General features: G+C 56.3%; 18 protein-coding genes. 3 read left to right on the plus strand and 15 right to left on the minus strand.

Annotation, left to right across the window (positions count from 1 at the left end):
* Positions 1–6 precede the first annotated feature (6 nt).
* The 5 genes from fabD to yceD all read right to left on the minus strand — a co-directional run bounded on the left by fabD (position 7) and on the right by yceD (position 3,739).
* Positions 7–936, minus strand: a complete 930-nt coding sequence (fabD, locus tag SK58_RS15350; RefSeq protein WP_015570824.1) for an ACP S-malonyltransferase — start codon at positions 934–936, stop codon at positions 7–9.
* Positions 937–951: 15 nt separating this feature from the next.
* Positions 952–1,905, minus strand: a complete 954-nt coding sequence (locus SK58_RS15355; RefSeq protein ID WP_017384725.1) for a beta-ketoacyl-ACP synthase III — start codon at positions 1,903–1,905, stop codon at positions 952–954.
* Positions 1,906–1,911: 6 nt separating this feature from the next.
* Complete coding sequence (plsX, locus tag SK58_RS15360; RefSeq protein ID WP_017693638.1) at positions 1,912–2,946, minus strand: phosphate acyltransferase PlsX; 1,035 nt, start codon at positions 2,944–2,946, stop codon at positions 1,912–1,914.
* A gap of 81 nt (positions 2,947–3,027) precedes the next feature.
* Complete coding sequence (gene rpmF / locus SK58_RS15365) at positions 3,028–3,201, minus strand: 50S ribosomal protein L32 (RefSeq protein WP_003857964.1); 174 nt, start codon at positions 3,199–3,201, stop codon at positions 3,028–3,030.
* A 16-nt stretch (positions 3,202–3,217) separates the two neighbouring features.
* The gene (gene yceD, locus SK58_RS15370) at positions 3,218–3,739 is read right to left on the minus strand and encodes a 23S rRNA accumulation protein YceD (RefSeq protein ID WP_003857966.1); all 522 of its coding nucleotides are present in this window, start codon (positions 3,737–3,739) and stop codon (positions 3,218–3,220) included.
* A gap of 140 nt (positions 3,740–3,879) precedes the next feature.
* Here yceD and SK58_RS15375 point away from each other — a divergent pair, with 140 nt between their 5' ends.
* The gene (locus SK58_RS15375; protein ID WP_017693639.1) at positions 3,880–4,464 is read left to right on the plus strand and encodes a Maf family protein; all 585 of its coding nucleotides are present in this window, start codon (positions 3,880–3,882) and stop codon (positions 4,462–4,464) included.
* A gap of 95 nt (positions 4,465–4,559) precedes the next feature.
* Here SK58_RS15375 and rluC read toward each other — a convergent pair whose 3' ends face one another.
* Positions 4,560–5,507 carry a 23S rRNA pseudouridine(955/2504/2580) synthase RluC gene (gene rluC, locus SK58_RS15380; protein ID WP_003857970.1) on the minus strand — a complete coding sequence of 316 codons (948 nt, stop codon included), beginning with the start codon at positions 5,505–5,507 and terminating at the stop codon, positions 4,560–4,562.
* A gap of 570 nt (positions 5,508–6,077) precedes the next feature.
* Between rluC and rne the strand changes: the two genes are divergently transcribed.
* A complete protein-coding gene (gene rne / locus SK58_RS15385) occupies positions 6,078–9,194 on the plus strand; it encodes a ribonuclease E (protein ID WP_048220176.1) in 3,117 nt (1,038 codons plus the stop codon).
* Between the two features lie 40 nt (positions 9,195–9,234).
* Here rne and SK58_RS15390 read toward each other — a convergent pair whose 3' ends face one another.
* Positions 9,235–10,188: a LysR family transcriptional regulator gene (locus SK58_RS15390; RefSeq protein WP_048220177.1), complete on the minus strand. Its 954-nt coding sequence runs from the start codon at positions 10,186–10,188 to the stop codon at positions 9,235–9,237.
* A gap of 94 nt (positions 10,189–10,282) precedes the next feature.
* Between SK58_RS15390 and SK58_RS15395 the strand changes: the two genes are divergently transcribed.
* Entirely contained in the window at positions 10,283–11,494 is a 1,212-nt protein-coding gene (locus SK58_RS15395) for an MFS transporter (RefSeq protein ID WP_048220178.1), read from the plus strand.
* Between the two features lie 75 nt (positions 11,495–11,569).
* Here SK58_RS15395 and flgL read toward each other — a convergent pair whose 3' ends face one another.
* The 8 genes from flgL to flgE all read right to left on the minus strand — a co-directional run bounded on the left by flgL (position 11,570) and on the right by flgE (position 19,896).
* Positions 11,570–12,523 (minus strand): flagellar hook-associated protein FlgL, encoded by a 954-nt coding sequence (gene flgL, locus SK58_RS15400; protein ID WP_048220179.1) that lies wholly within the window; start codon positions 12,521–12,523, stop codon positions 11,570–11,572.
* Between the two features lie 16 nt (positions 12,524–12,539).
* Positions 12,540–14,180 (minus strand): flagellar hook-associated protein FlgK, encoded by a 1,641-nt coding sequence (gene flgK / locus SK58_RS15405; RefSeq protein WP_047729163.1) that lies wholly within the window; start codon positions 14,178–14,180, stop codon positions 12,540–12,542.
* A 75-nt stretch (positions 14,181–14,255) separates the two neighbouring features.
* Positions 14,256–15,209, minus strand: a complete 954-nt coding sequence (gene flgJ, locus SK58_RS15410; protein WP_032104080.1) for a flagellar assembly peptidoglycan hydrolase FlgJ — start codon at positions 15,207–15,209, stop codon at positions 14,256–14,258.
* Positions 15,210–16,307: a flagellar basal body P-ring protein FlgI gene (locus tag SK58_RS15415; RefSeq protein ID WP_017384733.1), complete on the minus strand. Its 1,098-nt coding sequence runs from the start codon at positions 16,305–16,307 to the stop codon at positions 15,210–15,212.
* 12 nt (positions 16,308–16,319) lie between these two features.
* Complete coding sequence (flgH, locus tag SK58_RS15420; protein ID WP_003857987.1) at positions 16,320–17,018, minus strand: flagellar basal body L-ring protein FlgH; 699 nt, start codon at positions 17,016–17,018, stop codon at positions 16,320–16,322.
* Between the two features lie 57 nt (positions 17,019–17,075).
* Positions 17,076–17,858, minus strand: coding sequence for a flagellar basal-body rod protein FlgG (flgG, locus tag SK58_RS15425; protein WP_000625853.1), 783 nt, complete (start codon positions 17,856–17,858; stop codon positions 17,076–17,078).
* Between the two features lie 11 nt (positions 17,859–17,869).
* Positions 17,870–18,625 (minus strand): flagellar basal body rod protein FlgF, encoded by a 756-nt coding sequence (locus tag SK58_RS15430; RefSeq protein ID WP_003857990.1) that lies wholly within the window; start codon positions 18,623–18,625, stop codon positions 17,870–17,872.
* Between the two features lie 20 nt (positions 18,626–18,645).
* On the minus strand, positions 18,646–19,896 hold the full coding sequence (gene flgE / locus SK58_RS15435; RefSeq protein WP_045615689.1) for a flagellar hook protein FlgE: 1,251 nt from the start codon (positions 19,894–19,896) through the stop codon (positions 18,646–18,648).
* Positions 19,897–19,908 lie beyond the last annotated feature (12 nt).

Here is a 19,908-nt window from a genome sequence, read left to right on the forward strand (position 1 = left end):
CCTCTTTTATTGCGAGAGTGCCGCTTTCATGGCTTCCGGCTCGTTAATCGCCGAGGCAGTCAGGGTGTCTACAATACGTTTTGTCAGACCGGTAAGTACCTTACCTGGACCAACTTCATACAGATGTTCAACGCCCTGAGACGCCATAAATTCAACGGTTTTAGTCCACTGAACCGGGCTGTAGAGCTGGCGAACCAGCGCGTTACGGATAGCCTCCGGCGCGGTTTCGCACTGCACATCGACGTTATTCACAACGGAAATCGTAGGTGCGTTAAAGGTCATTTTTTCCAGCTCAACCGCCAGCTTATCGGCAGCGGGCTTCATCAGCGCGCAGTGAGACGGCACGCTCACCGGCAGGGGCAGTGCACGTTTTGCGCCCGCAGCTTTACAGGCAGCGCCTGCACGCTCAACCGCTTCTTTATGACCCGCGATAACCACCTGGCCTGGCGAGTTAAAGTTTACCGGAGAAACGACCTGACCTTCAGCAGATTCTTCACAGGCTTTAGCGATAGAAGCATCATCCAGACCGATGATGGCAGACATGCCGCCCGTGCCCTCTGGCACCGCTTCCTGCATGAATTTACCACGCAATTCAACCAGGCGTACCGCGTCAGCGAAGGCAATCACCCCTGCGCAGACCAGCGCAGAGTATTCACCCAGGCTATGACCCGCCATCAGCGTCGGCGCTTTGCCGCCCTGCTGCTGCCATACGCGCCACAATGCGACGGAGGCTGCCAGCAGTGCCGGTTGAGTCTGCCAGGTTTTGTTCAGCTCTTCAGCGGGGCCCTGTTGGGTCAGCGCCCACAGATCATAACCCAGCGCGTCAGAGGCTTCACGGAAAGTCTCTTCAATAACCGGATAGTTTGCTGCCATTTCAGACAACATCCCAACAGTTTGCGAGCCCTGTCCCGGGAACACAAAAGCAAATTGCGTCATTTTTTAATCCTTATCCTAGAAACGAACCAGCGCGGAACCCCAGGTGAACCCGCCACCAAAGGCTTCAAGCAAGACCAGTTGGCCCCGTTTAATTCGTCCATCGCGTACCGCTTCGTCAAATGCGCACGGTACCGATGCCGCAGAGGTGTTGCCGTGGCGATCAAGCGTCACCACAACGTTATCCATAGACATGCCCAGCTTCTTCGCCGTCGCGCTGATGATACGCAGGTTCGCCTGATGCGGCACCAGCCAGTCGAGTGCGGTGCGTTCAAGGTTATTGGCTTCCAGCGTCTCATCGACAATATGCGCAAGCTCAGTCACCGCCACCTTGAATACTTCATTACCTGCCATGGTGAGGTAAATGGAGTTATCAGGATTAACGCGATCGGCGTTAGGCAGCGTTAACAGCTCGCCGTAGCGGCCATCGGCATGCAAGTGCGTGGAGATGATGCCCGGTTCTTCGGACTGCCCCAGCAGCACCGCGCCCGCGCCATCGCCAAAAATAATGATCGTGCCGCGATCGGTTGGATCGCAGGTACGCGCCAGCACATCAGCGCCGATCACCAGCGCATATTTTACGGCGCCCGATTTTACATACTGATCGGCGATGCTCAGCGCATAGGTGAAACCCGCGCACGCTGCTGCAACATCAAATGCCGGGCAGCCTTTGATGCCGAGCATGTTCTGCACCTGGCACGCTGCGCTTGGGAAGGCATGCGTGGCAGAGGTTGTCGCCACCACAATAAGCCCGATCTGTTCTTTATCAATGCCAGCCATCTCAAGCGCTCGCTGAGCGGCTTCGTAGCCCATGGTGGACACAGTTTCGTCTGGCGCGGCGATACGACGTTCACGGATACCTGTGCGCGTGACAATCCACTCGTCAGACGTATCTACCATTTTTTCAAGATCGGCGTTGGTACGCACTTGTTTTGGCAGGTAGCTGCCGGTACCTAAAATCTTCGTATACATGTACGCTCAGTCACTTTTAGCTAATACAGATCCCAGGCGAGCGGCAATCCTCTGAGGGACTTGTCGCTGCACCGCCTGCACTGCCTGTTCAATCGCGACGGTAAATGCTCGCTGATTGGCGGCGCCATGACTCTTAATCACGATGCCGCGCAATCCTAACAGACAGGCGCCATTATACTGGTCGGGGTTGAGGTGACTGAATCGCCGCGTCAGGCTTTTTTGTAACCAACGCTTTAATAAAATCAGCCACCAGGACCTTTTTTTACCTTCTCCCTGCGATTTCAGCAGAGAAAGGAACATTCGTACGACCCCTTCCATGGTCTTCAACGTCACGTTTCCGGTGAAGCCATCACACACTAATACATCCGTTTTGCCCGTCAGCAACTCATTGGCTTCGAGATAACCAATATAGTTGATGGAGGGGACCTGTTTGAGTATTTCCGCAGCGTCGCGGATACTGTCCAGGCCTTTAGTCTCTTCTTCACCAATATTCAGTAAAGCAACGCGGGGATTATTAATCCCGACCACGTCTTCAGCCAGCACCGACCCCATAACGGCAAACTGAGCCAGCATTGTACTATCACAATCCACGTTAGCGCCCAGATCCAGCACCACCGTTTTGCCCTTCTGCTGATGCGGTAATACCGTCACCAGCGCCGGACGCTCAATGCCCTCAATCGGCTTGAGCAATAATTTCGACAGCCCCATCAGCGCGCCAGTATTTCCCGCGCTGACGCAAGCCTGCGCTCGCCCTTCTTTCACCAGCTCCAGCGCCATTCGCATAGAGCTGCCGCGGCTATTACGAATAGCCTGCGATGGCCGGGCATCACTGGCAATAACTGACTGCGCAGGAATAATCTGCAGACGCGAACGTTGTTCAAAGTCAGCTTTTGCAAGTAATGGCGTGATTGTGTCGGGATTACCGACTAAAAGAAGTGTGAGTTGCGAATTAGAATTCAGTGCCTGCAATGCTGCAGGCACTGTCACGGTAGGGCCAAAATCTCCCCCCATGACATCTAACGCCAGGGTTAGACGTGTCAAGGTATCGTCGCAGCCTGGTTCGGTAAACTCCCCGTTTGCACGGGAAAGTTCCTCACTAAGCCTAATCACGCTGACGCGTGATTACTTAGTGATAACCTTGCGGCCGCGGTAGAAACCGTCAGCGGTGATGTGGTGACGCAGGTGTTTCTCACCAGAAGTCTTGTCTACAGACAGGCTGGTAACTGCGGTCAGCGCGTCATGGGAACGACGCATGCCACGTTTGGAACGGGTTGGTTTATTCTGTTGTACGGCCATGGACCTTACTCCTCAATTACTTACGCTTTAAGCTGGCTAATACGGCAAATGGGTTTGGTTTTTGCGCTTCATCAGGCAGTTCCCCAAAGACCATGTCCGCCTCGGACACTTCACAGTGTTCAGAATCATGCACCGGAACGACTGGCAGGGAGAGGATGACTTCATCTTCAACCAGCGCCAGAAGATCGATTTCACCGAATTCGTTAACCTCAATCGGCTCATACGCTTCCGGGAGTGCTTCAGCCTGTTCGTCAGAACGAACCGGACTAAAACAATACGTTGTGTGAACATGCTGTACAAACGGTTTCCCGCAACGCTGACATTCGAGCGTTACCGTCACCTTTGCATCACCGGTTAACACGGCGAGACGCTGGTTGTCGATAGCGAACGACATGGAGCATTCTACATCACTGTCCACACTGACTACAGATTCGGCAATACGCTCAGCCTGATCGGAAGAATAGATTCCTTCGTAATCGAGGCGTTTTTGAGCCGTACGAACCGGATCAAGAGTCAGGGGTAATTTTACCTTTTGCATAGGGCGCGCATATTAACTTTGTAACGTCATAGAGTCAAAGAAAAAGGCAACCAGAGCTGCCTTTTGCCAATTATTCGCACACATTGCGGCCTGTAGTTTAAAATGGCTGGCATCGATACGCTATATCTGGTGATAAAAATATGCCAAATCTCGTCCTTGCTTCCACTTCACCTTATCGCCGAATGCTGCTGGAAAAGCTCGGGATCCCGTTTGAATGCGCTGCGCCGGAGGTGGATGAAACGCCACAGCCGGGCGAGTCACCGCGTCATCTGGTGACCCGTCTCGCGAAAGAGAAAGCACAGTCGCTGGCCGTACGTTACCCCGCACATCTGATTATAGGCTCCGATCAGGTTTGTGTGCTGGACGGCGAAATCACCGGCAAACCGCATACGGAAGAAAACGCCTGCCAGCAGCTGTTGCGTGCGCGAGGCGGTATCGTGACCTTTTATACCGGCCTGGCGCTTTATAATTCGGCTTCCGGTCATCTGCAAACCGAGTGCGAGCCGTTTGATGTGCACTTCCGTCATCTTAGCGAGCAGGAGATTATGGATTATGTGCGTCGGGAACGTCCGCTAAACTGTGCAGGGAGCTTTAAAAGTGAAGGACTAGGGATTGCGTTGTTCGACAAGCTCGATGGCCGCGATCCCAACACGCTGGTGGGGTTGCCGCTGATTGCGCTGTGCCAGATGTTGAGGCGAGAAGAGTGTAATCCGCTGACGATGTGATCCCTGCGGCCTGATGCCCTCACCCCGGCCCTCTCCCACAGGGAGAGGGGGCAAACATAAAAAACGGCAATATACATTGCCGTTTTACATTTACCTTAGCCGCGCAGAACTTTCAGACAGCGTTTGAGCTGCTCATCCAGCGGCGCTTCAATACGGATAACTTCGCCGGTATTAGGATGGGTAAATTTCAGCGCTGCCGCGTGCAGGAACAGACGCGACAGCCCTGTTCCCGCCAGCTGCTTATCAAATTCGCGATCGCCATAGCGGTCATCAAACGCAATCGGATGGCCCGCAAACTGGGTATGGACGCGAATCTGGTGGGTACGCCCCGTCACCGGACTACAGCGCACCAGCGTGGCGAATTCGTAGCGCTCTTCAACTTTAAAGCGCGTCTCAGACGGTTTCCCTTCCTGATTAACACGAACAATGCGCTCGCCGCTTTGCAGAATATTTTTCAGCAGCGGCGCCTGCACCACTTTCACGTGGGACTGCCACTGGCCGCGCACCAGCGCCAGGTAATCTTTCTGCATCCCTTTTTCGCGCAGCTGTTCATGCAGTGAACGCAGCGCAGAACGTTTTTTCGCCACCAGCAGCACGCCAGAGGTATCGCGGTCAAGACGGTGAACCAGTTCGAGGAAACGCGCTTCCGGGCGCAGCGCGCGTAACCCTTCAATCACGCCGAAGCTCAGACCGCTCCCCCCGTGTACCGCCGTTCCGGACGGTTTATTCAGCACCAGAATGTGGTCGTCCTCATAAAGGATAACGTCGCTCAGGGCCGCGACTTTTTGCAGCTTCGGAGAAACGACCTCTTCTTCACGCTCTGCAACACGTACCGGTGGGATCCGGACTTCATCGCCCGCCTCGAGCTTATACTCTGGCTTCACGCGTTTTTTGTTCACCCGCACCTCGCCCTTACGCAAGATGCGATAAATCATACTTTTTGGCACGCCCTTCAACTGGGTGCGCAAAAAATTATCGATACGTTGCCCCGCCTCGTCGTCGGCGATGGCAACCATTTTTACGGCTGGAGTCTCTGTTTTCATGGTTGGCGATTCTAAATAGCGTCAGACATTAGCGCCACTCATTTTTCTATGCTTATATTTACTTTTATCCGGACCACTCCCCTTTCGCGCAATCGATTTGGTGGTTATTAAACCAATCACCCCGTTGAAGTGAAGAAACTGTGAGTAACCGGGTGATAATTGGTAAAAGTCATCTTGCTATAACCCGGCGAGCAGTGGAATAATGAATCCGTTTTCCGCGTTAAATCCGGGTTTTGTAAGGATGTCGACGGAATGACCAATTTTGTCTGACCGATCATCCACGCAGCAATGGCGTAAGACGTATTGATCTTTCAGGCAGTTAGCGGGCTGCGGGTTGCAGTACTTCCCGGTATAAGGATTGTTCTCTGGAGAGTTTTCCCAGGCAATTCCCCTGATAATTGCGCTGTGTTTCCGTATGAAACACAGGCAACCGACACTCTGCGCCTCTTAAGCGAGCGACAACCGTGAGGTTGGCGACGTGAATAGACACGAGGCCATCGGTTCATACCCCGGAAAGCGTCACCTTGCCCGCAGCTTTGTCGTCAATGTAAGAATAACGAGTAAGTTACGATGAAAAGAATGTTAATCAACGCAACTCAGCAAGAAGAGTTGCGTGTCGCCCTTGTGGATGGGCAGCGCCTGTACGATCTGGATATCGAAAGTCCTGGACACGAACAGAAAAAAGCGAACATTTACAAAGGCAAAATCACCCGCATTGAACCAAGCCTTGAAGCTGCATTTGTCGATTACGGTGCTGAGCGTCACGGTTTCCTTCCTCTTAAAGAAATCGCCCGCGAATATTTTCCTGCAAACTACAACTCCCATGGCCGTCCGAACATTAAAGATGTTCTGCGTGAAGGTCAGGAAGTTATCGTCCAGATCGATAAAGAAGAGCGTGGCAACAAAGGCGCCGCACTGACCACCTTTATCAGTCTGGCAGGAAGCTATCTGGTATTGATGCCAAACAACCCGCGTGCGGGTGGCATCTCTCGCCGTATCGAAGGCGATGACCGTACCGAGCTGAAAGAAGCGCTGGCAAGTCTCGAGCTGCCAGACGGCATGGGCCTTATCGTGCGCACCGCAGGCGTCGGCAAATCTGCCGAAGCGTTGCAGTGGGACCTGAGCTTCCGTCTGAAGCACTGGGAAGCCATCAAGAAAGCGGCTGAGAGCCGTCCTGCTCCGTTCCTGATCCACCAGGAAAGCAACGTTATTGTGCGTGCCTTCCGTGATTATCTGCGTCAGGACATCGGTGAAATTCTGATTGATAACCCGAAAGTGCTTGAGCTGGCTCGCCAGCACATCGCCGCGCTGGGTCGCCCGGATTTCACCAGCAAAATTAAACTGTACACCGGTGAAATCCCGCTGTTCAGCCACTATCAGATCGAATCCCAGATCGAGTCTGCCTTCCAGCGTGAAGTGCGTCTGCCGTCCGGCGGTTCTATCGTAATTGATACCACCGAAGCGCTGACCGCTATCGACATCAACTCCGCGCGTGCAACCCGCGGCGGCGACATCGAAGAGACCGCCTTCAACACCAACCTTGAAGCCGCTGATGAAATCGCCCGCCAGCTCCGCCTGCGCGACCTGGGTGGTCTGATTGTTATCGACTTCATCGACATGACCCCGGTTCGCCACCAGCGTGCGGTTGAAAACCGTCTGCGTGAAGCGGTGCGCCAGGATCGCGCACGTATCCAGATTAGCCATATCTCGCGCTTCGGCCTGCTGGAAATGTCCCGTCAGCGTCTGAGCCCGTCACTCGGCGAGTCCAGCCATCACGTCTGCCCGCGCTGTTCCGGTACGGGTACCGTGCGTGACAATGAATCGCTCTCCCTCTCTATTCTGCGTCTGATTGAAGAAGAAGCGCTGAAAGAGAACACCAAAGAGGTTCACGCCATCGTTCCGGTGCCGATTGCCTCCTACCTGCTGAACGAAAAACGTGCAGCGGTAAGCGCAATCGAAGCGCGTCAGGGCGGTGTTCGCTGCATCATCGTGCCAAACGACGAGATGCAAACCCCGCACTATCACGTGCTGCGCGTGCGTAAAGGCGAAGAGACAAGCACCCTCAGCTACCTGCTGCCGAAGCTGCATGAAGAAGAAATGGCGCTGCCATCGGATGAAGAGCCTGCCGAGCGTAAACTGCCTGAGCAGCCTGCATTAGCAACCTTCATCATGCCGGAAGCCCCGCCGGAAGCGACGCTGGAAAAACCAGCGGCAAAACCTGCCGTGCAAAAGGCGGCCCCTGCCGCGCCAAAAGCGCAGCCTGAGCAGCCGGGTCTCCTGAGCCGCATCTTCGGCGCGTTGAAAAAAATATTTGCTGGCGAAGAAGTTCAGCCTGAGCAGCCGAAAGAAGCGCCAAAAGAAGCGAAACCAGAGCGTCAGCAGGACCGTCGTAAGCGTCAGAACAATCGTCGCGATCGTAATGACCGCAACGACCGTAGCGATCGTAACGAGCGCCGTGATAATCGTTCCGAGAACAACGAAGGTCGTGAACAACGCGAGGACAACCGTCGCAACCGTCGCGAGAAGCAACAGCAGAACGTTGAAGATCGTGAGATTCGCCAGCAGGCGGGCGATGAGTCCGAGAAGAGCAAACAGCGTGACGAGCAGCAACCTCGCCGCGAGCGTAACCGTCGTCGTAACGACGAGAAACGCCAGGCCCAGCAGGAAGTCAAAAACCTGAACCGCGAAGCGCCTGTTGAACAGCAGGACACGGAGCAGGAAGAGCGTACTCAGGTTATGCCGCGTCGTAAGCAGCGTCAGCTGACCCAGAAAGTACGTGTGGGTGCTGTTCAGACGGAAGAAAACGACGTTATCGCGGTTGAAGCAGCAGAAAGCACAACGGGTACCCAGGTTGCAAAAGTTGACCTGCCAGCCGTAGTGGAAAATCAGGTTGAGCAGGACGAAAGCAGCGAAAACCGTGACAACGCAGGTATGCCGCGTCGCTCCCGTCGTTCTCCGCGTCACCTGCGCGTGAGCGGCCAGCGTCGTCGTCGCTACCGTGACGAGCGTTACCCGACTCAGTCGCCAATGCCGCTGACCGTGGCGTGCGCGTCACCTGAGATGGCATCCGGTAAAGTCTGGATCCGTTATCCGGTTGCTCGCCCGGAGCAGGCTGTTGAAGAACAGGCTGTGACCGAAGAGGTGATTGCACCGGTAGCAGCGGTGGAAGACGTCGTGACTGAAGCGGCAACCGTGGTTGAACCGCAGGTTGTTGACACGGCGGCACCGCAGGCTGTGGAAGTTGAAACGACCCATCCTGAAGTGATTGCTGCGCCGGTTGATGCCGCCCCGCAGATCATTGCCGAAGAAGATACCGTGGTGGCTGAAGAAGTCGCGGAGGAAGCTGAACCAGTCTCCACAGCAGAAGAGCCCGCAGACGTTGCCGTCGAAACGGTGACGGAAGAGGTTGTTCAGGACGTCGAGATTCAGGTTGAGCCTGTTGTCGAAGAGGTCAAAGAGGCTGAAGTGAAATCCGAGCCGGTTGAGGTCGTTGCCGCTCCAGCGCCTGCTCACGTTGCTACCGCGCCGATGACTCGCGCCCCGGCACCTGAGTATGTACCTGAAGCGCCACGCCATAGCGACTGGGTTCGTCCGGCATTCAACTTCGAAGGCAAAGGTGCTGCCGGTGGTCACAGTGCAACGCACATGGCTACTGCGCCAGCTACTCGTCCTCAGCCTGTTGAATAACGCACGCTAAGACTGAAAGCCGACCTTCGGGTCGGCTTTTTTATGGCTGTTGCAGGGGCTTTCTCATTCCGGTGACCTCCGGCATTATCTGCCGCATCAGCTCCAGAAAACGCCGCAAGCGCGCCGGATAATAACGAGACCAGGGGTAAACCAGATGTACCGGTAACGCTGCCGGCTGCCACTCTGGCAGTAGATGCACCAGTCTTCCTTCCTGAATATCATCCTGTACTGTCCAGCTGGATACCACCGCCACGCCCAGCCCGGTGAGTGCCGTATTGCGCGCCACATACAGGCTGTCGGTACTCAGGCGTGGCGTAATGGTAACCCGCGCCGGGGCAGATGATGCATCGTGGAAAAGCTCCACATGGCGTTGATAAAAAGAGCTGATGGCAATCCAGGGAAGCTGCTGCAAATCTTCCGGCGTTTTAACCGCGGGATAACGGGCCAGTAATTCCGGTGAAGCCACCACCGAGTGCGGCACTTCAGCCAGCAGCACGGACACGGTTGCCGGATCGACTTCCACACCCACCCGAATAGCACAGTCAAGGTTGTCGCCGAGGAAATCAACCGAGCGATCGTTGAGCATCCACTCAACAGAAAGCTGGGGATAGCGCTGTAAAAATTCGGTTAACGGTTTCAGAAGCTGATCCTGGCCAAACGCGTGCGGGGCGCGCACCCTCAGCACCCCAACCGGTTCATCTTCCGTCTGCCCTACCTCGTCTTCTAGCGCCAGCCAGCTGTCAATCACCCGTCGGGCATGCTGATAGCAGCGTTCGCCGTCATCGGTCAGCCGGGTCGTATGGGTTGTGCGCAGCATCAGGCGTACTCCCAGCATGGTCTCAAGCGACTGCAACCGTCGGCTCACCGTGGCCTGGGTTGTTGCCAGCTGACGTGCCGCCGCAGAAAGAGACCCCGCCTCCACAATGCGAACAAACGTTCGCATCAGTTCTACCCGATCTATACGCTCAGACCTTTTCATACCATTTTTACCCATACGCCGTACGTATAAGCGTTTTACCACCGCGCCCGCTACCGTCGCAAGGCGTACTGATAAAAAATAGCCGCACACAACGAATGAGGAACATCTTATGAACACAACCACCACCCGGGCCGTAAGCCGCTGGGTAATCTTAATGCTGGCGCTCGGTGCGGGCTTTAGCGTGGCATCCATCTATTATGCCCAGCCTCTGCTGCCGCTGATGGGCTCAGACCTGCATCTGAGCATCGAAGGCATGGGCATGGTCCCGACGCTCACCCAGGCGGGTTATGCCCTGGGCATCCTGTTTCTGCTCCCGCTCGGCGATCGTCATGACCGCAGAACGCTGATCCTGATAAAAAGTGCGGCCCTGGCGCTGTTCCTGCTGGGTTGTAGCCTGACCGGACAACTGCACTCCCTGCTGCTCACCAGCCTGCTGATTGGCATGGCCGCCACCATGGCGCAGGATATTGTCCCGGCCGCAGCGATCCTCGCGCCGGAAGGTAAACAGGGAAAAACGGTCGGCACGGTGATGACCGGCCTGCTGCTGGGGATTTTGCTCTCCAGAAGCGTGAGCGGCGTGGTGGGTGAGGCCTTTGGCTGGCGGGTGATGTATCAGCTGGCCGCCGCAAGTATTGCCTTTATCGGCGTGGTGATGTGGGCCGTGCTTCCCCGCTTCGCCGTTCACTCCACGCTGAGCTACCCGGCGCTGATGCGCTCCATGGAACACCTCTGGCGCCGCTATCCGGCGCTGCGTCGGGCCGCGCTGGCCCAGGGCTTTCTGTCGATTGCCTTTAGCGCATTCTGGTCAACGCTGGCGGTCATGCTGCTGGAACGGTATCATCTTGGCAGTGCCATAGCGGGTGGATTTGGTATTGCCGGAGCCGCTGGTGCGCTGGCTGCACCGCTGGCAGGGGGTCTGGCAGATAAGCTGGGCGCCGGTAAAGTGACCCAGCTGGGTGCCGCGCTGGTGACCCTCTCGTTTGCCCTGATGTTCATGATGCCGGCACTGGGTGTACACGGTCAGTTGATCCTGATTGCCCTCTCCGCGGTCGGTTTCGATCTCGGCTTGCAGTCCAGCCTCGTGGCCCACCAGAACCTGGTCTACAGCCTTGAGCCGCAGGCCCGCGGACGCCTGAACGCCCTGCTGTTTACCGTCATTTTCATCGGAATGGCGCTGGGTTCGGCATTAGGCAGCAATATCTATACGCTGGCAGGCTGGTCTGGCGTGGTGGCTCTGGCAACCCTGTGTGGTGCCATTGCGCTGGCTATCAGAGTGATTGAAAGCGCCCGGGTGCTGTCCGCACAGGCAGAAAGTGTGTAAAAAAAATGCCCAACCCGGACGGGTTGGGCAGTCAAAACATGCCCAGTTTCAAGACATGTCAAACAGGTCAGAGTCTTATTTGTTCATCTGGAACAAAGACATACCCTGCATATCACTAAAGGCTTTATACGAGGCCTGCAACGCCGCCTGCTGCATGGTGTAGGACGAAATCACCGAGTTCCAGTCCACGTCAACCAGGTTACTCATCTGCTGCGTCTGACCCAGCGCGCGGTCTTCACCCAGAGCGTCCAGCTTGCCCAGCTCATCCAGCTTGATGCCGAGGTCAGCGCGCACGGTCAGCACGTTGTTGAGGGAGTTGCTCAGGCCACGGTTGGCTTTATCAATAGCCGCCGTAAACGCCTCGGCTTTCGTTTCATCCTCCCCAATCGGCGTATTCAGCGCTTCAATTGCGGAGTCGAGGATCTTGAACAAATTCGTTTCCGGCGCACTACCATCTGACTCTGGCTTGGCATTGCTGGTGAAGCTATCGAAAACTTCAGTGCCCGTATGGCTAATTTGCATCGTGCGCGCGGAGTCAACCTGCTGGCTGATTGGCGTTCCGCCGCCCTTATAATCACCCGTCGCCTGGTCGAAAGCCGCCGCTTCGGTCTTGTAACCGGAAAAAATATAGCGACCGTTACCGTCCGTGCTGTTAGCCAGGTTCATGAGCTGATCGCGAATACCTTGCAGGTTCGTGGCCAGCGAAGCGCGGTCATCGTCACTTAACGTACCGTTGCCCGCATTGACAATCTTTTCCTGAGCAGCCTGGATGGCGGTTGTCACTTGCGATAACACGTTCTCTTCCAGCGAGACTTTCGTCGTAGCGAAGGAGCGTGCCAGCGCATACTGGCTGTTTTGCGTTTGAGCCTGAGAGAGCACAACGGCCTGCGAGGCGGCAATCGGATCGTCAGACGGACGGTTGATACGCTTCCCCGTAGACATCTGCTCGCCGTAGCTGAGCCAGAGACTTTGGGAGTTCGTCACGCCGCGCATGCTTTGCTCATACATCATTTGAGTACTAATACGCATTTTTTATGCCTCAGCCTTAGCGGATATTGATCAATGCATCAAACAGCGTGCTCGCCGTTTGCAGCACCTGCGCATTCGCCAGATAGTACTGCTGATAGCGTTGCAGGTTGCCATACTCTTCATCCAGGTTAACCCCGGAGATTGACTGCTGTTGTTTGGTCAGCTGCGTCACCACGTTAACTTTGGTTTCGCTGCTGGTTTTCAGCGACGCCGTGGTGCTGCCCACCGTACTGACCAGCGCGGCATAAGCATCGTTAAAGGTTTTGTTCCCTCCCACCAATTTGGCGCTCTGTAAATCCAGCAGCTTCTGGCCATTGGTATTGTCGCTTTCGCCGCTTCCTTTCGCGGAGGCCATCGCCAGTTTGGATTCGTCGCTGATCGCTACGTCCATATTCACAATGACGTCATTCACCGGTTTGACGATGAAACTGTCTTTATTATCGGCTGAGCCGCTAATCTTAACGTTGAGACCATCAAACGACAGATTACCGCTGGCGTCAGGCTTGGCCGTGAAGCTGGTATTGTCCGACAGACGCGTGATTGTCCAGTCAGTACCGTTGTACTCAACTTTATAGTTTGTCGCCTGGACCTTTGTACTGTCCGTCATCGTGGCCGTAACGGACGCGCTTCCGGTGTTTTTACCGTTACTCAGCACTGCCGGAGAGCCAAAATCAAACAGCTTGCCGCCTGCATCCCCGTTGGCATCAAAGCCAGCCTGGTGCTGGGTATTCATGGCATCCGCAAACGCCAGCGCCATCTGGTTAAGGGTGTTTCGCGCCTGATCCAGATCCTGAGAACGGAACGTTAACAGCCCCCCAAGCGACCCCGTGGTGATCTGTTTTTCTGAGATCTCCACGTTGCCCGCTGCGGTATCCACATACGCAATTGTTGTGCGCGCTGGGTCCGCACTGGATTTCACCGCCGCCAGCTGGCTGGCGTTGCTGCCCTGTACCAGGGTGTAACCGTTGGCGATAGAGATGTTGTAGGTGCCGCCGTCCTGTACGGTGACGTCCACACCGACAATCTTGTTCAGTTCACTCACCAGCTGATCGCGCTGATCGAGCAGTTCATTCGGGGATGCGCCCGCACCGACGCCAGTCAGCCGGGAGATCTGATCGTTAAGATTGGCAATCTGTTTCGCGTAGTTATTGATCTGATCGACGCTGGTAGAAATCGCCGTATTGACCTGCGCATCCTGATCGCGGAGATATTGATCGTTGGTTTTAAACTGGTTTACCAGACCATCCGCCTTCCCGAGTACCGTCTGGCGAGCAGCCGGATCTTCTGCGTTACTCACCAGCGTTTGCAGGCTTTTAAAGAAATCCTGGAGGTTGGCAGAAAGCGAGTTCGTGGTATCAGAAAGCACGTCGTCAATTTTTGACATCTGCTGGTAGCGCGTGGTCAGCCCACTGCTCTGGTTCTGCGCCGCGCGCAGCTGGTTGGTGATAAACGCATCATATTCACGCTGAACACCGGAGACATAGACCCCGTTACCCACCCAGCCACCGCCGGTCAGGGTGCTGTTTGAAGCCCCCAGAATGGTGGTCTGGCGGGTATAACCTGCCACGTTGTAGCTTGAAATATTATTACTGACGGTATTGAGTGCCGACTGCGCAGCACTGAGGCCACTCATGGCGCTGTTAATCAAACTGGACATGGGGGTTCCTTTTATACGTTCAGACACGAGTCCTGATGAAGGTTATCGGCAACCTCCACCGGGACTTGAGAACTTTCAGAACAGATTTTCGAGATCTGTGCTATACGCTTTGCTGACCTTCTCAGACATGGATTTCAGCTGCTGGATCATGCTGGTTAGCTTGCGCGCATAGTTTGGATCGGTCGCGTAGCCAGCATTCTGCAATGCCTGAGCGCCCTGCTCTGGCGTGGCGGCCTGGGTCACGGCGGTGTAGCGCGGATTCCGGCTCAGCAGCCCGACATAATCCGACAACGCTTCCAGATACGAGCTGTAGACGCGGAATTTGGCTTTCACCTTCACTGCCGCACCGTTCTCATATTCGGTGGTGGTGATTTCCGTGGTCGGCCCTTTCCAGCTGGAGGTGGCCTTCACGCCAAAGATGTTGAAGCTCGGCTCGCCGTTCTCCCTGCGGATCTGACGTTGCCCCCAGCCCGACTCCAGCGCCGCCTGCGCCAGAATCAGATGGTGCGGCACGCCGCTCTCTTCACTGGCAAGACGCGCCGGGAGGGAGAGCTGCGCCAGGAAGTCTTTGCTGTCGCCGGAGAGCGGCTCGTCACGCGTTTCTGCCGGTTTCGGCATCGCCTTACGCACCATCTGCGTCAGCGCCTGATTTTGATAACTGGTCACCTTTTCCAGATCAAACTTCAGCGGCACCTGCTGCGGGGCCTCTTCAGGCGGGAGCCCCTGAGCGGCTGCGGTCTGCTTCACAATCATATCCGCCAGGCCGAGCCCCTTTCCGGCGGTCATTTGCTGGGCAATCTGCTGATCGTACATGCTGGTGTAAAGCCGCGTGGAATCACTGCTGAACATGCCATCTTTCGGCAGGGTTTCACGCATGCTTTTCAACATCATCTGTACGAACATGCCTTCCACCTGACGGGCCACCGGGCGGATATTCGCCGCCGGATCCTTGCCCGCTTTGGTTTTCAGCTCGTTGAGCGACTGGGCATCCCAGGCGGCACTGGTCAACAGTTTGCTATCGGTCAGCATTTAGATGATTTCCAGTCTGGCGCGCAGGCAGCCTGCACTTTGCATGGATTGCAGAATGGACATCAGATCCATTGGCGTTGCACCCAGCGCATTCAGAGCACGCACCACGCTGTTCAGGTTGGCGCTGGAGCGCACGCTCTGCAACGAACCGCCGCTCTGTCGCAAATCAATCTGCGTTTGCGGGGTCACTACCGTCTGACCGCCACCAAACGGGGTATCCGGTTGGCTGACGTTGGCCGAGCGGTTAACCGTGACGGAGAGATTGCCCTGCGCCACGGCGCAGCTGTCCAGCGTCACTTCGCGGTTCATCACCACCGAGCCGGTACGGGAGTTGATAATGACTTTCGCATCCTGCACCGGCACGTTCACTTCCATATTCTGGATATCGGCCAACAACCGCACCTGGTTGCTGCTGCCGGTTGACGTGCGGATCTGCACGGTACGGGCATCCAGCGCGGTGGCGCTGCCGTAGCCCCGGCTGCGGTTGATGGTGTCAGCGATCTGCTGCGCCATCGTAAAGTCTTCGTTATTCAGTTGCAGGTTAATGGTGTTGCCGGTGCCGAACTGGGTCGGCAGCTCACGTTCGATGATCGCGCCGTTGGTAATACGTCCCCCGTTCAGCTGGTTCACCTGCACGCTGCTGCCGCCCGCCGACGCGCCTGCTCCGCCAACCAGAATGTTGCCCTGCGCCAGAGCATACACCTGGCTGTCGACGCCTTTCAGCGGCGTCATCAGCAACGTACCGCCGCGCAGGCTTTTGGCGTTACCCATCGACGAGACAACCACGTCGATGGTCTGCCCCTGACGCGCAAAGGCCGGATAAGACGCGGTCACCATCACGGCCGCCACGTTTTTCAGCTGCATGTTGGTCCCGGCCGGTACGGTAATACCGAGCTGCGAGAGCATATTGTTCAGGCTCTGGGTGGTGAACGGCGTCTGGGTCGTCTGGTCACCCGTCCCATCCAGCCCCACCACCAGGCCGTAGCCAATCAGGGAGTTTTCGCGCACGCCCTGCACGCTGGTGAGATCGCGTATGCGATCGGCCTGCGCAACGGTAGCGACCAGCGACAGCGCCACGGCGAAGAGAAATTTATACATAGGTCACCTCGCTTACATCGGCGATAAGTTAAGGAAGAAGCGTTGCAGCCAGCCCATATTTTGCGCTTCGTTGATGTAGCCGTTGCCGACGTACTCAATGCGCGCATCCGCCACCTGGGTGGACGGTACGGTATTGGTGCCGCTGATGGTGCGAGGGTTAACCACACCGGAGAAGCGAATGAATTCCGTACCCTGGTTAATGGCGATCTGTTTTTCGCCCACCACGTGCAGGTTGCCGTTCACCAGAACCTGGTCAACCGTAACCGTCAGCGTTCCGCTGAAGGTGTTGCTGGCGTTCGCACCACCTTTACCGTTAAAGGTGTTGCCGCCGGAGGCTTCCACATCCGCACGGGCGTTGCCGAACAGCCCTTGCAGATAGCGCGGCACGGTGTCGAAGCCAAAATTGGTTTTGCCATCGCGGCTGGCGTTCGCCGACGAGCTCTTACTCGCACTGACGTTTTCCTGCAACACAATGGTCAGCGTATCGCCAACGTTACGCGGACGACGGTCTTCAAACAGCGGCTGATAACCGTAGTTAATCGGCTGCGCGGTCTGGAAAATAGAGCCGTTCACCACCGGCGCGGGGCCGGGAACGGGTTGGGCGGTAGTCGCACCCTGTACCAATGGTTTAGACGGGATCCAGGCACACCCGCTGAGGGTGACGGCCAGAACAGTCAGGATCGGATAACGAAACGCCGCGTTTTTTTGCATTGCCTTCATCTTCGAAAACAGGGAGCCGGTGCGACGTTTACCGCACCGGGCTACACCTTAGAGTTGCGTCAGTTTTTGCAGCATCTGGTCGGTCGTCGACACTGCTTTACTGTTAATTTCATAGGCGCGCTGGACCTGGATCATATTCACCAGCTCTTCCGCCACGTTAACGTTCGAGGTTTCCACATACCCCTGATACAGCAGCCCCGCCCCGTTCAGGCCCGGGGTACTTTCATTTGGCGTGCCGGAAGACTGCGTTTCGGTGTAGAGGTTCTCGCCGATGCTTTCCAGTCCGGTATCGTTCATGAAGGTGGTCAGGTTGAGCTGTCCAACCTGGACCGGCGCGGCCTGACCTTGCTGAGTGACGCTGACGATGCCGTCACGACCAATGGTGATACTCAGCGCGTTCGCCGGTATGGTGATCGCAGGCTGAACCTGGAAACCGCCCGCCGTCACCAGCTGGCCGTTCTGATCCACCTGGAACGAACCATCGCGGGTATAGGCGGAGGTCCCGTCAGGCAGCTGCACCTGGAAGAAACCCTGACCTTTAATGGCAACGTCTTTACTGTTGTTGGTCTGGGACAGGTTGCCCTGGCTGTGCAGACGCTCGGTGGCGACCGGGCGCACGCCGGTACCAATTTGCAGACCGGACGGCAGCGTGGTTTGCTCAGAAGACTGCGCCCCTGGCTGACGAATCGTTTGATAAAGCAAATCTTCGAAAACCGCACGCTGGCGCTTGAAACCATTGGTGCTGACGTTTGCCAGGTTGTTGGCAATCACATCCATATTGGTTTGCTGTGCGTCCAGACCGGTTTTCGCGATCCATAAAGAACTGATCATAGGGAGTCCTGTTAACTCATAGCCAGAAGTTGGTTAGCCTTGCCTGCGTTTTCATCGACGCTGCTGATGATTTTCATCTGCATTTCGAAGCGGCGGGCGCTGGCGATCATGTCGGTCATGGCTTCCACCGGTTTGACGTTACTGCCTTCCAGCACGCCGGACATCACGCGGATGGTCGGGTCGGCCTGTAACGTGGCGCCACGCGTGGCCTGCGCCGCCTGGGTCAGACGGAACATCCCGTCATCGCCACGCTGCACTTCGTTGCCTTCCGCTTTCACCAGCTTCAGACGACCGACAGGCGCAACGGTGTTCGCCGGGTCGCCCGGGTTTAACGCCGAGATCGTCCCGTCTGCCGCAATGGTCAGCTCGGACCCTTCCGGCACCGTCAACGGACCGGCTTCGCCCATCACCGGATGCCCCTGAATCGTCAGCTGCCCGGTGGCGCTTACCTGGATATTACCGTTGCGGGTATACCCTTCCCCGCCGTCCGCCGTTTGCACCGCCAGCCAGCCGTCCTGCTGAAGGGCAACGTCCAGCGGACGCGCGGTGTAATCCATCTGGCCTGGCGTCATGTCGGCGCCCGGCGTGGAGGCGGTGACCAGCGTACGCGTAGGCAATGACAGACCTTCTACCGGCACCGCACGCAGCGCGTTGAGCTGCGCACGAAAACCTGGCGTGGAGGCGTTTGCCAGGTTGCTGGCGGTAACAGCCTGCTGATTGAGCGTCTGGCTTGCTGCGCCCATCGCTGTATATATTGCGTGATCCATTGCGCTTTCCCGTCAGCTGCTTAACGCAGGTTAACCAGCGTGTTGAGGATCTGATCCTGGGTTTTGATGGTCTGCGCGTTGGACTGGTAGTTACGTTGCGCGACGATCATGTTCACCAGCTCTTTACTCAGATCGACGTTGGAGGCTTCCAGCGCGCCGTTAGTCAGCGTGCCGAAGTTACCGGAACCCGCGGTACCCAGCAGGGCAACACCGGAAGACTGCGTGGCAGACCAGACGTTATCCCCTTCGGATTTCAGGCCTTCGTTGTTGGCGAAGTTTGCCAGCACGATCTGGCCCAGCACCTGGGTCTGTTCGTTCGAATAGTTACCGACAACGGTACCGTCATCGTTGATCTGGTAGCTCACCAGATCGCCCGGCTTATAGCCGTTCTGGCTCGTCGCCACGATGTTGTTCGCACCGGTGTTTTGCTGCATGGAGCTCTGGAAACTCAGAGAGAACACGGCAGGATCCGCACCGCTAATGGTGCCTGTAGTGATATTGATAGCTGGGGTGGCATTTGGCGTAGCGCTTATTACGCCAGCAGCATTGTAGTTGTAAACTCCCGCCAGGTTACCGTTGCTGTCGAAGTTCATCTGTGCTGCTTTTCTTGCAGAAGCACCCGCTACGCTTCCATCCTGGGTATACACATCCCATTTGTTGTCAGCTGTTTTGACATAAAACAGGTTCATGTTGTGCGCATTACCCTGGCTGTCAAACACCGTCACGGTGCCTTTCTTGTTGTAAGAGTCAGGGTTGGACGGATCGAAGGCGACGGTTGGCGCGGTATCGGTGGAGTTCAGGTTGATCTGCTGAGAGGCCGTGGTGGTGGACTTCGCCGCCATCAGCGTCGTTGGGATGGAGATCGCCTGCGGATTCGCACCGGTTTGCACCGTAGGCGGCGTGCCGGCAACCGGATAACCGGTTAACTGAAGCCCCTGCATGTTCACCAGGTTACGGTTTTCATCCAGCTTGAACTGGCCGTTGCGGCTGTAGAACACGGAACCGTTGGCATCCACCATACGGAAGAAACCGTTCTGGCTGATGGCGACGTCCAGACCGCGACCGGTGTTGGTGGTCGTCCCGTCGGTGAAGTCCTGGGTGATACCCGCAACCTTCACGCCCAGGCCCACTTTAGAGCCTGCAAACATATCTGCAAAAGACGCAGAACCGGATTTAAAACCATAGGTCGCGGAGTTGGCGATGTTGTTGCCAATGACGTCCAGGTTGGTGGCCGCAGCATTCAGGCCGCTGACCGCTTGAGAAAAGGCCATGACTTACTCCTG

It is taken from the genome of Enterobacter sp. BIDMC93 (genome assembly GCF_001037805.1).
Classification (GTDB): Bacteria; Pseudomonadota; Gammaproteobacteria; order Enterobacterales; family Enterobacteriaceae; genus Enterobacter; species Enterobacter hormaechei_C.

Coding starts and splice junctions, on each gene's coding strand:
- SK58_RS15355 (WP_017384725.1), bottom strand. CDS start 1,905: ATGTATACGAAGATTTTAGGTACCGGCAGCTACCTGCCAAAACAAGTG.
- flgH (WP_003857987.1), bottom strand. CDS start 17,018: ATGCAAAAAAACGCGGCGTTTCGTTATCCGATCCTGACTGTTCTGGCC.
- flgL (WP_048220179.1), bottom strand. CDS start 12,523: ATGCGTATTAGTACTCAAATGATGTATGAGCAAAGCATGCGCGGCGTG.
- flgK (WP_047729163.1), bottom strand. CDS start 14,180: ATGTCCAGTTTGATTAACAGCGCCATGAGTGGCCTCAGTGCTGCGCAG.
- SK58_RS15395 (WP_048220178.1), top strand. CDS start 10,283: ATGAACACAACCACCACCCGGGCCGTAAGCCGCTGGGTAATCTTAATG.
- yceD (WP_003857966.1), bottom strand. CDS start 3,739: ATGCAAAAGGTAAAATTACCCCTGACTCTTGATCCGGTTCGTACGGCT.
- SK58_RS15415 (WP_017384733.1), bottom strand. CDS start 16,307: ATGTATAAATTTCTCTTCGCCGTGGCGCTGTCGCTGGTCGCTACCGTT.
- rpmF (WP_003857964.1), bottom strand. CDS start 3,201: ATGGCCGTACAACAGAATAAACCAACCCGTTCCAAACGTGGCATGCGT.
- rluC (WP_003857970.1), bottom strand. CDS start 5,507: ATGAAAACAGAGACTCCAGCCGTAAAAATGGTTGCCATCGCCGACGAC.
- SK58_RS15375 (WP_017693639.1), top strand. CDS start 3,880: ATGCCAAATCTCGTCCTTGCTTCCACTTCACCTTATCGCCGAATGCTG.
- SK58_RS15390 (WP_048220177.1), bottom strand. CDS start 10,188: ATGGGTAAAAATGGTATGAAAAGGTCTGAGCGTATAGATCGGGTAGAA.
- rne (WP_048220176.1), top strand. CDS start 6,078: ATGAAAAGAATGTTAATCAACGCAACTCAGCAAGAAGAGTTGCGTGTC.
- flgE (WP_045615689.1), bottom strand. CDS start 19,896: ATGGCCTTTTCTCAAGCGGTCAGCGGCCTGAATGCTGCGGCCACCAAC.
- flgG (WP_000625853.1), bottom strand. CDS start 17,858: ATGATCAGTTCTTTATGGATCGCGAAAACCGGTCTGGACGCACAGCAA.
- fabD (WP_015570824.1), bottom strand. CDS start 936: ATGACGCAATTTGCTTTTGTGTTCCCGGGACAGGGCTCGCAAACTGTT.
- SK58_RS15430 (WP_003857990.1), bottom strand. CDS start 18,625: ATGGATCACGCAATATATACAGCGATGGGCGCAGCAAGCCAGACGCTC.
- flgJ (WP_032104080.1), bottom strand. CDS start 15,209: ATGCTGACCGATAGCAAACTGTTGACCAGTGCCGCCTGGGATGCCCAG.